This window comes from Mesorhizobium sp. P3_A8 (genome assembly GCF_056402995.1).
Map to the genome: position 1 here is coordinate 613,415 of NZ_JBFUGI010000002.1, position 11,785 is coordinate 625,199.

Below are 11,785 nucleotides of genomic sequence, written 5' to 3' on the forward strand. Positions count from 1 at the left end.
GACCCCTGAGGCTATGCCGGACGATACCGCGTCGCTCCTTCTGGCCTGGTACGACGTGCATCATCGCGAGTTGCCGTGGCGCGTGAGCCCACGCGAGCATGCACGCGGCGTGCGGCCCGATCCCTACCGCATCTGGCTGTCCGAAGTCATGCTGCAGCAGACCACGGTCGAGGCGGTGAAGTCCTATTTCCGCGCCTTTGTCGAGAAATGGCCCGATGTCGGAGCGCTGGCCGCGGCGCCAACCGAGGACGTGATGAAGGCCTGGGCGGGGCTCGGCTACTATTCCCGCGCACGCAACCTCAAGGCCTGCGCCGATCTCGTGGCGGCGCGTGGCGGCCGGTTTCCCGACACCGAGGCTGCTCTGCGAGACCTGCCCGGCATCGGCGCCTACACCTCGGCGGCCATCACGGCGATCGCCTTCGACCGCCCCGCCGCCGTGGTCGACGGCAATGTCGAACGCGTCATTTCGAGGCTGTTTTCGATCACGACGCCGTTGAGCGAAGCCAAGCCTGAGATACGCGCCCATGTCGAGGCCATGGTGCCGACGTCAAGGCCGGGCGACTTCGCCCAGGCAATGATGGATCTCGGCGCCACGATCTGCACGCCGCGCCGGCCGCGCTGCATGCTGTGTCCGCTGCGCGAGAACTGCAGCGCCGTCGTTTCAGGCAACCCCGAAAACTTCCCGGTGCGGCTGCCAAAGGCCGACAAACCGCAGCGACGCGGCGCTGCTTTCGTGGCTGTGCGCGAGGACGGTGCCATTCTTCTGCGCAAACGGCCGGACAAGGGCCTCTTGGGCGGCATGACCGAGGTGCCGACCACCGCCTGGACCGCACGCATTGACGGCGCCACCACGCAAACGGCAGCTCCGTTCCCGGCTGACTGGAAGCGCGCCGGGGCAATTTCGCATGTCTTCACCCATTTCGCCCTGGAACTCGAAATCTTCCTGGCCCGTAGCAATGGCGAGACGCCGGCCAACCATTTCTGGTCATTGCGTCAGGACATTTCCGGGGAGGCCCTGCCAACTGTCATGAAAAAGGCAATCGAGGCTGCGATACCCGGGGCGACGAAAAAGCAACGTCCGCATTGAAAGAGGCTTCATGACTGAGATCCGCCACATCGTTTTCGACATCGGCAAGGTGCTGGTCCACTACGACCCCAACATCCCCTTCAGCCGGCTGATTCCCGATGAGAATGAGCGGAAATGGTTCTTCGACAATGTCTGCACGCATGACTGGAACATCGAGCAGGACCGCGGCCGGACGTGGGAAGAGGCCGAGGCGCTTGCCATCGCCGATCATCCGGACCATGCGGAAAACATTCGTAATTTCCGACGGCACTGGCACGAGATGGCGCCGCATGCCTATGCGGACAGTGTTGCTATCCTGGAGGGCTTGATCGACACCGGCCACGATGTGACGCTGCTGACCAACTGGGCCGCCGACACGTTCATCGAGGCGCGCGGCCGCTTTCCATTCCTCGACCGCCCGCGTGGCATAACCGTGTCGGCCGAGATCGGGCTGATCAAACCGGATCGCAGGATCTACGACCATCACGTCGCTGCATTCGACCTTGATCCGGCTGCATCGCTGTTCATCGACGACAGCCAGAAGAATGTCGACGGCGCCAAGGCCGCAGGCTGGCAAGCGGTGCTGTTCACCGATGCCAAGACGCTTCAAGCAGATCTTGAACGCCTCGGAATCAAGGCGTGATCTGAATCGCTTCCAGCGATCCGCTCATATCTTGAATCAACGCGAAAGTGGCAATCGGCAGGGGGTTCAGGCCCCTGCCCGCTCCATGCCCAACCGAGCAATGCGGCGCAGTTCGTCGATCGGGGTGAGCCCGCCGCTGCGCTCATAGTGCCAGAAGGTCCAGCCATTGCAGGCGTCCAGTCCCTGCACTTCGGCGCCGATCTTGTGGATCGAGCCGGCGCTGTCGCCGATCGCCACCGTGCCGTCGGCACGCACCTTGGCGGCCCAGCGCTTCTTGGCGTCATAGAGCGTGGCGCCCGGCGTCATCAACCCGGTGTCGATCAGGCTGACGAAGGCGACACGCGGCTCGGAGCGCTTGCCGGTCAATACCGTCAGATCCGCATCCTCAAGCGGCCGCACCGCATCGATGCGCTCGTTGGCGGCGTCGATATAGGCCTGCTCGCGCTCGATGCCGACGAAATGGCGGCCAAGGCGCTTGGCAACCGCACCCGTCGTACCGGAGCCGAAGAAGGGATCGAGCACGATGTCACCCGGCTTGGTCGATGCCATCATGATGCGGGCGAGCAGCGCTTCCGGCTTCTGCGTCGGGTGCAATTTGTCGCCATTGTCGTTCTTCAGCCGCTCGCCGCCGGTGCAGATCGGAAACAGCCAGTCGGAGCGCATCTGGATGTCGTCGTTGGACGCCTTCATGGCTTCGTAGTTGAAGGTGTAGCCCTTGCCCTTCTGGTCGCGCGTGGCCCAGATCATCGTCTCATGGGCGTTCTGGAAACGGCGGCCACGGAAATTCGGCATCGGATTGGTCTTGCGCCAGACCACATCGTTGAGGATCCAGAAGCCCAGATCCTGCATCTTGGCACCGACCCGGAAGATGTTGTGATAGGAGCCGATGACCCAGATGGTGCCATTGGGCTTCAGCACCCGCCGCGCCGCTAGCAGCCAGGCCCGGGTGAACGCGTCATAGGCTTCAAAACTCTCGAACTGGTCCCAGTCATCGTCGACCGCGTCGACCTTGGACTGGTCGGGGCGGTGCAGATCGCCGTCGAGCTGCAGATTGTAGGGCGGATCGGCGAAAATGACGTCGATCGATTTTTCGGGCAGGCGGTCGAGCGCCGCGACGCAGTCGCCTTTCAGGATCGTGTCCAGCCATTCGGATTGCTGGGGAGCATGGGAAAGGTCGGCGAGAAGACGCACGGCAGACATTTTTACACCCAGGGCACGCGTTACTGTTTACTCCCCGTTATGGTTACCGATCAGCGTAAATATTCGGTGAAGGCCCGCGCGATGACCTCCCAGGTTTGCGAAGGCCGGCCCATTGGTGTATGCCGCGCCGCCTGAGCCCATAGCGGCCATTCCTCATCCACCTTGTTCCGGATCACCATGCCCCAGCCAGACCTTGTCATCTTCGATTGCGACGGCGTGCTCGTCGATTCCGAAATCATCGCCGCGCGGGTCGAGGCCGAGCTGATAACCTTGGCCGGATATGAAATCTCCGCCGAGGAAATTGCCGAGACATATGCGGGCCTGACGTTCAAGGACATCCTGATGCGGATCGAGGAGAAGTCCAAAATCCCTTTCCAGGCGTCGCTGATCGACCGCGCCGAGGAGCTCGTCGACCGCAAGCTGCGCAGCGATGTTCGTGCCATCGAGGGGGTGCGCGAAGCGGTCGCCTCGGTCACGGCGCAACGCTGCATCTGCTCCAACTCACGCTCGGAGCGCATAGAATTCATGCTGGAGAAGGTGCATCTGCTGCCGTTTTTCGCCGGCCGCATCTTCTCGGCGCTGGAAATACCGGGCAAAAAGACCAAGCCCGCGCCGGACGTGTTCCTGCTCGCGGCCGAAAAACTCGGCGCGAACCCGGCCAACACTTTCGTCATCGAGGATTCCGTGCACGGCGTTGCCGGCGCCAGGGCAGCAGGCATGCGTGTGATCGGCTTCACCGGCGCCAGCCACAGCTATCCTGGCCATGCCGACGCGCTGACCGAGGCCGGCGCCGAGACGGTGATCCGCCGCTGGGCAGAGCTGAAAAGCGTCATCGCGGCACTGTCTGAATGGTCGGCTGACGCCTGAGCAGCGCGCGCCGCGACGCACGCTGCCCCTAGAATACTGAGACCGGACCGGGACTAGTTCGTCGCGGGGGCCTTCTTCCGGTGGGTCTTCTTCGGTTTGTCCGTCGTCGCCTTCGGCGCGGTTTCGTCATAGCCGGCATAGGCCTGATAGTCCTGCGCCGCCGGCGCCGGCACGACGACATTGGAATCGGTGAAGACGAACTGGGTGGCGACCGAGGGATCGGTGACCTGGACCTGATACTGGTGAATCTGCGAATAAAGCACGTCGGTGCCGTGCATCACCGCGGTGCGGATCGGCATGGTGATGGTGCCGGGTGTGAACTTCGGTCCCGGCACAATCTTGCCGGCGACCGCGATCTTCATCGTCAGCTGGCCGTCGGCGCGGCTGCAATCGCGGGTCACGTCGCTGATCGAGGCCTGATAAATGATCCTCTGGGAATCGTCGGGTGCGGCAGCAGCGGCGGCGGCGTCGGCAGCGGCCTGTGCCTGCGCCTCCTGCGCCTGCTGCTCGGCTTCGGCCTGGTTCCTCGGCTTGCGCATTGGCTTGGACTTCGGCTTGGCCTTCTTGACCTCATTGACATAGGTGTTGAAGAAGGCCGTGCCGTCACGCACCGTCACCCGCGGGCAATAGGCATTCAACTGGCTGGCCAGCACCCTGGGATCCTGCGGAGGTGGCGGCGCGGTCGGATCCTTCTTGCCGCCCAAGCCGAGGTTCAGGATGCCATTGTCGCCCGATTGGCAGCCGGCGGCGGCGAGCATAAAGCCGGTGAGCGCAAGACCCGCCAAAAAGCGACCACTGAATGTACGAAACGCCATGAAACTCCCACTTCCCTCTCGCAAAGCTGGTGACGTATATCAACGGCGCGGCAAAAATGCGACTGGAGCCGGCACAGAAATTAACCACCTTGTGGTGAACGCAAAAGCCAAGCGGCAACGGAACTGAGACATGCAATATGTGAGTACGCGTGGGGAAGCACCCGCGCTTGGATTTTCCGATGCCGTGCTGGCGGGGCTGGCGCGCGATGGTGGGCTTTACGTGCCGCGCGAGTGGCCGCAGTTTTCCGCCTCCGAGATTCGCGCCATGCGTGGCCTTGCATATCCCGACCTTGCCATCCGTGTGCTGTCGCCGTTCCTTGGCGGTGAAATCGCAGCACCGGTCTTCGAACGCCTGGTCCGAGAAGCCTACGCCACCTTCCGCCACGAGGCCGTCTGCCCGCTGGTGCAGACCGGCTCCAACACCTTTGTCCTAGAACTCTTCCACGGGCCGACGCTGGCGTTCAAGGATGTGGCGATGCAGTTGCTCGCCCGGCTGATGGACCATGTACTTGCCGAACGCGACCAGCATGCCACCATCGTCGGCGCTACGTCGGGCGATACCGGCGGCGCGGCCATCGACGCCTTTGCCGGGCGCAGCCGCACCGACATCTTCATCCTGTTCCCGCATGGCCGCGTTTCGCCAGTGCAGCAGCGGCAGATGACGACGTCGAAGGCCGAGAACGTCCATGCGCTGGCGATCGAAGGCAATTTCGACGACTGTCAGGGTCTGCTCAAGGACATGTTCAACGACCACCCATTCCGGGATCGGGTGGCGCTGTCGGGGGTCAATTCGATCAACTGGGCGCGTATCATGGCCCAGATCGTCTACTATTTCTCCTCGGCGCTGTCGCTCGGCGCACCGGACAGGCCGGTGTCGTTCACCGTGCCGACCGGCAATTTCGGCGATATCTTCGCCGGCTACGCCGCCAAGAAGATGGGCCTGCCGATCGAGCGGCTGGTCATCGCCACCAACGACAACGACATATTGGCGCGCACCTTCGCGACCGGCGAATACCGTACCAAGGGTGTCTTTGCGACCACTTCGCCGTCGATGGACATCCAGGTTTCGTCGAATTTCGAGCGCCTGCTGTTCGAGGCCTCGAACCGCGACGCGGCGACCGTGCGGCGCTACATGGATGGCCTGAAGCAGTCCGGCGCCTTCACCATAGAAGCCCGCGAAATCAATGGGATGCGGTCCGAATTCGACGCCAGCCGTGCGACCATGGACGAGGTCGCCGCCACCATCCGTTCGACGCTTGCGGCCAGCAATTATCTTCTGGATCCGCATACGGCGGCAGCCGTGCATGTGGCGGCGGGCAAGGCGTCAGGCGCGGTGCCGATGGTGGTGCTAGGCACTGCCCATCCGGCAAAATTCCCGGCCGCCGTCGAGGCCGCCAGCGGGGTTTCGCCTGCCCTGCCCGCATGGCTAGGGGGATTGATGACATTTGAGGAAAAATACACGGTACTTCCATCCGACCTCAAAATGGTGGAAGATTACGTCAGCCGCCGCGCGCGGGCGGCGCGTTAGGGAGTACGAGCCATATGGGTGTTGAGGTAAGCCGTCTGTCGAACGGCCTGACAGTCGCCACCGAAACCCTTCCAAGTATCGAATCGGTTGCCTTGGGTGCCTGGGTCAAGTCTGGTGCCCGCAATGAACGTGACGACGAGCATGGCATGGCCCATCTGCTCGAGCATATGGCGTTCAAGGGCACGAAGCGGCGGACGGCCTTCGAAATCGCCTCGGAAATCGAGGATGTCGGCGGCGAGATCAATGCCGCCACAAGTGTCGAGACCACCTCCTACTATGCCAGGGTGCTCAGCGATGACGTACCGCTGGCGGTGGATATTCTCGCCGACATCCTGCAGGAATCCGAATTCGACCCGCAGGAACTCGAACGTGAACAGCACGTGATCCTGCAGGAGATCGGCGCCGCGCACGACACACCAGACGATATCGTCTTCGACCGTTTCACCGAGACGGCCTTTCGCCACCAGACAATCGGCCGCTCGATCCTGGGCACGCCGGAAACCGTCAAATCCTTCACCTCCAAGCAATTGCACGATTTCATCGAACGGCAATATGGCGCCGAGCGGATGGTGATCGTGGCTGCCGGCGACATCAAGCACGACAATTTCGTGCGCGAGGTCGAGAAGCAGCTCGGCGGTTTCCGCAGCAAGGCCGACAGCACCATCCCGCAATACGCACAATATGTCGGCGGCGATTTCCGCGAGGACCGCGACCTGATGGACGCGCAGATCGTGCTGGGCTTCGAGGGCCGTGCCTATCATGTGCGCGATTTCTACGCCTCGCAGGTGCTGTCGATGATCCTCGGCGGCGGCATGTCATCGCGCCTGTTCCAGGAAGTCCGCGAGAAACGCGGCCTGTGTTATTCGGTCTATGCCTTCCATTGGGGCTTTTCCGACACCGGCATCTTCGGCGTCCACGCCGCGACCGGGCAGAGCGACATCGCCGAACTCGTGCCTGTCATCATCGACGAGTTGCAGAAGGCCGGCGAGAACATCCTGCAGGAAGAACTGGACCGCGCGCGTGCCCAGTATCGCGCCGGGCTGATCATGTCCGCCGAAAGCCCGGCCAGCCGCGCCTCGCAGATCGCTCGGCAGCTGCTTTTGTTCGGCAGGCCGATCGCCAAGGAGGAATTGATGGAGCGCCTGTCGGCGCTGACGATCGAGCGGCTGACCGACCTGTCGTCGCGGATGTTCTCGACCAAGCCGACGCTTACCGCTGTCGGGCCTGTGGGTACGCTGGCACCATATGAGGCGATCCTCGATTCGCTTCCGGGCACGCAGACCACGGCCCGCAAGCTCGCCGTCTAAGCCCCCCAAGCGTCGTGTTCGCGCTCCCTTTCTTTCGCCGTGACCTGCCGGCGCTGAAGGGCAACCTTGTCACGCTGCGCGTGCCATTCACCAATGACTTCCGGGAATGGTCGACGCTGCGCGGCGAAAGCCGGGGCTTCCTGGAGCCGTGGGAGCCACGCTGGACCCCGGATGAACTCGACCGCACGGCATGGCGCCTGCGCATCAGCCGCTACCGCGAAGACTATGCGCAAGGGACGGCGATTGCCTTCTTCATCTTCGAGAAGTCGAGCGGCAAGCTGGCCGGCGGCATCACGCTCGGCAACATACGCCACGGTGTCTCGCAAAGTGGCCATGTCGGCTACTGGATCGGCGAGCGCTTCGGCGGGCGCGGGTTGATGACCGACGCGGTCAAGGTGGTGGCGCGCTTCGCCTTTGATACGCTGAGGTTGCACCGGATCGAAGCGGCCTGTATTCCCGACAACATCAGGTCGATCCGCGTGCTTGAAAAAGCCGGATTCCGGCGCGAAGGACTGTTAAGATCCTATCTCAGGATCAACGGCATCTGGCAGGACCACTACCTCTACGCCCGGATCGCGGACGATCCGCTGGGCGGCGCAGGAACGAAGGACTGATTTTTGACGAATTTCCTGCGAAACGGGCCGCTGTTCGCCTTTGTCCTCGCGGCAATCCTGACGCTGTGCGCGGCTTCGTCGGCCTTGGCCGTCGAACCGATCAAGATTGCCCGCGACGATGTCGCGCTCGACCTGTCGCGCGCCTTCGAGATCTACCGCAACCAGGGCGAAAACTTCCAGGTATCGACCGCGCCCGGGCCGGACGGCATCGTGCGGCGCATCGAGGTCGAGGCCAATGACGCCCGCTCGACCGGCGACTGGGCGGTGTTCGCGCTGGCCAACACCACCGACCAGCAGCTCGACAGGCTGATCGTGGCGCCGCATTTCCGACTGGTCAATTCCGGCATCTTCTGGCCCGATCTCGGCGCCACCCGCATTGCCGCGATCACGCCCAGCGAGGGCTTCGCGCTCGACCGCCAGACCAGCCCCGACGCCGATGTGTTCCGGGTGACGCTGAACCCGGGAACGGTGATCACCTTCATCGCCGAACTCGCCTCACCCAAGCTGCCGCAGGTCTATCTGTGGGAGCCGGAAGCCTACAAGGACTCGGTCAACTCCTACACACTGTTTCGCGGCATCGTCATCGGCATCGCAGGGCTTCTGGCGCTGTTCCTGACCATCCTGTTCGTCGTCAAGGGGACCTCGATGTTCCCGGCGACCGCGGCACTTGCCTGGGCAGTGCTTGCCTATATCTGCGTCGATTTCGGTTTCCTCAACAAGGTCATCGAGATTTCGCCCGGCAATGAGCAGATGTGGCGGGCGGGAACGGAGGTGGCGCTGGCAGCGACCTTCGTGGTCTTCCTGTTCGCCTATCTCAACCTCAACCGATGGCACGGCCATTTCAGCTATGGCGCCCTGGTCTGGATCCTCGGGCTGGTGCTGATCGCCGGCGTCGCCATCGTCGATCCGGCGGTCGCCGCCGGCATCGCCCGCATCTCCTTTGCCGCCACCGCGTTGACCGGGCTCGGCCTGATCATCTTCCTCGGCATACGCGGCTATGATCGCGCCATCATGCTGGTGCCCAGTTGGGTCATGGTGCTGTTGTGGCTGTGCGGGTCGTGGATGGCGATCACCGGCATGCTCGACAACGACATCGCCCAGCCGGCGCTCGGCGGCGGGCTGATCCTGATCATCCTGTTGATCGGCTTCACCGTCATGCAGCACGCCTTTGCCGGCGGCGCGCTGCACCAAGGGCTGTTCTCCGACCTTGAACGGCAGGCGCTGGCGGTTGCCGGATCGGGTGACACGGTGTGGGACTGGGACGTGCTGCGCGACCGCGTCGTCACCAAGCCAGATGTCAGCATCCAGCTCGGCCTTGCGCCCAACAGCCTTGGGGGTGCCGCGCGCAACTGGCTGCCCGTGCTGCATGCCGACGACCGCGACACGTTCCGGACGACGCTCGACGTGGTGCTGGAACACCGGCGTGGCCGGGTGTCGCAGAACTTCCGCCTGCGCGGCGCCGACGGGCATTATCACTGGTTCAACTTGCGCGCGCGGCCGGTCATCGGATCGGACGGCGAGGTCATCCGCTGCGTCGGCACCATGGTCGACGTCACCGAGCAGAAGAAGTCCGAGGAGCGGCTGCTGCACGACGCCGTGCACGACAATCTGACCGGCCTGCCGAACCGCGAATTGTACATGAACCGGCTGGAAGCGATCATCTCGATCGCCCGCACCGAGGAGAAGGTGCGTCCGACCGTCTTCGTCATCGACATCGATCGCTTCAAGCAGGTCAATGACGGGCTCGGCATCTCGGCCGGCGACACCATCCTGCTCACCATAGCGCGCCGCCTGCACCGGTTGCTCAAGCCGAAGGATTCGCTGTCGCGCTTTGCCGGCGACCAGTTCGCGCTGATGCTTTTGTCCGAACAGGACCCTGCCCGCATCGCCGGCGTCGCGGATGCCATCAAGCATGCGATCAACAACCCGATTACCTTTGCCAAGCGCGAGATCGTGCTGACCGCTTCGATCGGCCTGATCACCTGGACTTCGGCGCAGACCTCGGCCGAGGACATGGTCAAGGATGCCGAGCTCGCCATGCATCAGGCCAAGCGTTTCGGCGGCGACCGGATCGAGCCGTTCCGCCCGGCGTTCCGCACCGTTGGCACCGATCGGCTGCAGTTCGAATCCGACCTGCGGCGCGCCATCGAGCGGCGCGAATTCACCCTTGCCTACCAGCCGATCGTGCGTCTGGAAGACGGCAGCGTCGCCGGCTTCGAAGCCTTGCTGCGCTGGGACCATCCGCGCCGCGGCATGATCCCGCCGGCCGATTTCATCCCGGTCGCCGAAAGCTGCGGACTGATCGTGCAGCTTGGGCTGTTTGCCATGCAGCAGGCGGCCGAGGACCTGGCCGGATGGCAAAAGCAGATCGGCGACGCGCCGCTATCGGTCTCGGTCAACTTGTCCAGCCGCCAGCTCATCCGCCGCGACCTGGTCAGCGACGTCCGCTCGGTCATCGCGCGGGCCAATCTGAAACCGCGCTGTTTTCGGCTCGAACTCACCGAGTCCCTGGTCATGGATAATCCGGAACAGACCGCGCATGTGCTGACCAAGCTGAAGCAGCTCGGCATCGGCCTGTCGCTGGACGATTTCGGCACCGGCTATTCGTCGCTCGCCTATCTGACGCGTTTCCCGTTCGACACGATCAAGATCGACAAGAGCTTTGTCGACGACAGCACGCCCAAACGCGCCGTGCTGCTCAAATCCATGGTCAACATGGCGCATGAGCTCGGCCTGTCGGTGGTCGCCGAGGGTATTTCGGACGAGCGCGACGCGCTGGAGCTGCGCCAGATGGGCTGCGAATATGTGCAGAGCTTCATGTTCGGCGCACCGATGCCGGGCGACCAGGTGCTGAAGACGCTGAAGGAGCAATATCCGCTGACGCAGGCTTAGAGGCCGTTTCGAAACTCTACTCCTGCGGCCATCTGATGGCGCTTTCTGCGCTTCCGGTGCTCACGTACCAAAGACGCTCCGCTCCGGTTCTCGAAATCACCATCATATGACTCGCATGAGCGAGTTTCGAAACGGCCTCCGCGTCGGCTTGACGGCTCAGGCGTGTCCGGCGGCGAGGCTGAGATGGGCGAGGTCGATGCCGATCGAGGCGAGGATGCGATCGTATTTGCGCTCGATGTCGGCGTCGAACAGAAGCTCGGGGCTGGCCGGGCAGGTCAGCCAGCCATTCTCGGCGATCTCGGTTTCCAGCTGGCCCGCACCCCAGCCCGAATAGCCCAGCGCCATCAGTGCGTGACGCGGGCCGCGGCCCGACGATATGGCGCGCAAAATGTCGACGGTCGCGGTCAGGCAGATATCGTCGGAAACGGTCAGCGACGATTCCACGCGATAGTCGCCCGAATGCAGGACGAAGCCCCGGCTGCGATCGACAGGCCCGCCATTGCGAACGACGAAGTCGCGCGCCTGCGCCGGCAAGCGGATCGCCTCCTGCTCGTTCATGATGCCGAGTTGCACCAACAGGTCCGGAAACAGCATCTGCTGCGTCTGGTTGATGATCAGGCCCATCGCGCCTTCGTCGCTGTGCGCGCAGATGTAGATGACCGAGCGCGTGAAACGATCGTCCTTCATGCCGGGCATGGCAATCAGGAACTGATCGTCGAGAAAGCCGCCTCCAGCAGCCGTCTTTTTGTGGCGCAACAAATCCATGGCAGGGAAGGTACCGTGTTTCCCGGGCGCCGAAAAGATGCGCCGCGCCGGATTCGACCAAAGCCCATGAGGCCAGGCCGCGTGGCTT

General features: G+C 63.3%; 10 protein-coding genes. 7 read left to right on the plus strand and 3 right to left on the minus strand.

Annotation, left to right across the window (positions count from 1 at the left end; all coding sequences use genetic code 11):
• Nucleotides 1-13: 13 nt before the first annotated feature.
• Together mutY and AC1DX4_RS07085 are read left to right on the plus strand one after the other, a co-directional pair.
• Nucleotides 14-1,087 carry an A/G-specific adenine glycosylase gene (mutY, locus tag AC1DX4_RS07080; RefSeq protein ID WP_477219790.1) on the plus strand — a complete coding sequence of 358 codons (1,074 nt, stop codon included), beginning with the start codon at nucleotides 14-16 and terminating at the stop codon, nucleotides 1,085-1,087.
• 10 nt (nucleotides 1,088-1,097) lie between these two features.
• Entirely contained in the window at nucleotides 1,098-1,709 is a 612-nt protein-coding gene (locus tag AC1DX4_RS07085) for an HAD family hydrolase (RefSeq protein WP_477219628.1), read from the plus strand.
• Between the two features lie 66 nt (nucleotides 1,710-1,775).
• Here the strand turns inward: AC1DX4_RS07085 and AC1DX4_RS07090 are convergent, their stop codons facing one another.
• Complete coding sequence (locus AC1DX4_RS07090; RefSeq protein WP_477219629.1) at nucleotides 1,776-2,909, minus strand: DNA methyltransferase; 1,134 nt, start codon at nucleotides 2,907-2,909, stop codon at nucleotides 1,776-1,778.
• Nucleotides 2,910-3,086: 177 nt separating this feature from the next.
• On the opposite strand from AC1DX4_RS07090, the gene AC1DX4_RS07095 reads away from it, so the two are divergent.
• Nucleotides 3,087-3,776 (plus strand): HAD family hydrolase, encoded by a 690-nt coding sequence (locus AC1DX4_RS07095; protein ID WP_477219630.1) that lies wholly within the window; start codon nucleotides 3,087-3,089, stop codon nucleotides 3,774-3,776.
• A gap of 53 nt (nucleotides 3,777-3,829) precedes the next feature.
• Here AC1DX4_RS07095 and AC1DX4_RS07100 read toward each other — a convergent pair whose 3' ends face one another.
• Nucleotides 3,830-4,591 carry a hypothetical protein gene (locus AC1DX4_RS07100; RefSeq protein ID WP_477219631.1) on the minus strand — a complete coding sequence of 254 codons (762 nt, stop codon included), beginning with the start codon at nucleotides 4,589-4,591 and terminating at the stop codon, nucleotides 3,830-3,832.
• A 130-nt stretch (nucleotides 4,592-4,721) separates the two neighbouring features.
• Here AC1DX4_RS07100 and thrC point away from each other — a divergent pair, with 130 nt between their 5' ends.
• From thrC to AC1DX4_RS07120, 4 genes are read left to right on the plus strand one after another with little or no spacing between them, the layout of a single operon-like run.
• A complete protein-coding gene (thrC, locus tag AC1DX4_RS07105) occupies nucleotides 4,722-6,119 on the plus strand; it encodes a threonine synthase (protein ID WP_477219632.1) in 1,398 nt (465 codons plus the stop codon).
• Between the two features lie 14 nt (nucleotides 6,120-6,133).
• Complete coding sequence (locus AC1DX4_RS07110; protein WP_027041484.1) at nucleotides 6,134-7,426, plus strand: M16 family metallopeptidase; 1,293 nt, start codon at nucleotides 6,134-6,136, stop codon at nucleotides 7,424-7,426.
• A gap of 14 nt (nucleotides 7,427-7,440) precedes the next feature.
• Nucleotides 7,441-8,040: a GNAT family N-acetyltransferase gene (locus AC1DX4_RS07115; protein ID WP_477219633.1), complete on the plus strand. Its 600-nt coding sequence runs from the start codon at nucleotides 7,441-7,443 to the stop codon at nucleotides 8,038-8,040.
• Nucleotides 8,041-8,043: 3 nt separating this feature from the next.
• Entirely contained in the window at nucleotides 8,044-10,932 is a 2,889-nt protein-coding gene (locus tag AC1DX4_RS07120; RefSeq protein ID WP_477219634.1) for an EAL domain-containing protein, read from the plus strand.
• 156 nt (nucleotides 10,933-11,088) lie between these two features.
• Here AC1DX4_RS07120 and AC1DX4_RS07125 read toward each other — a convergent pair whose 3' ends face one another.
• Entirely contained in the window at nucleotides 11,089-11,697 is a 609-nt protein-coding gene (locus AC1DX4_RS07125) for a YqgE/AlgH family protein (RefSeq protein ID WP_199645022.1), read from the minus strand.
• Between the last annotated feature and the right edge of the window lie 88 nt (nucleotides 11,698-11,785).

Excerpts from the sequence above, each read along its gene's own strand:
- mutY (WP_477219790.1), top strand. The coding sequence starts at position 14 with ATGCCGGACGATACCGCGTCGCTCCTTCTGGCCTGGTACGACGTGCAT.
- AC1DX4_RS07085 (WP_477219628.1), top strand. The coding sequence starts at position 1,098 with ATGACTGAGATCCGCCACATCGTTTTCGACATCGGCAAGGTGCTGGTC.
- AC1DX4_RS07090 (WP_477219629.1), bottom strand. The coding sequence starts at position 2,909 with ATGTCTGCCGTGCGTCTTCTCGCCGACCTTTCCCATGCTCCCCAGCAA.
- AC1DX4_RS07095 (WP_477219630.1), top strand. The coding sequence starts at position 3,087 with ATGCCCCAGCCAGACCTTGTCATCTTCGATTGCGACGGCGTGCTCGTC.
- AC1DX4_RS07100 (WP_477219631.1), bottom strand. The coding sequence starts at position 4,591 with ATGGCGTTTCGTACATTCAGTGGTCGCTTTTTGGCGGGTCTTGCGCTC.
- thrC (WP_477219632.1), top strand. The coding sequence starts at position 4,722 with ATGCAATATGTGAGTACGCGTGGGGAAGCACCCGCGCTTGGATTTTCC.
- AC1DX4_RS07110 (WP_027041484.1), top strand. The coding sequence starts at position 6,134 with ATGGGTGTTGAGGTAAGCCGTCTGTCGAACGGCCTGACAGTCGCCACC.
- AC1DX4_RS07125 (WP_199645022.1), bottom strand. The coding sequence starts at position 11,697 with ATGGATTTGTTGCGCCACAAAAAGACGGCTGCTGGAGGCGGCTTTCTC.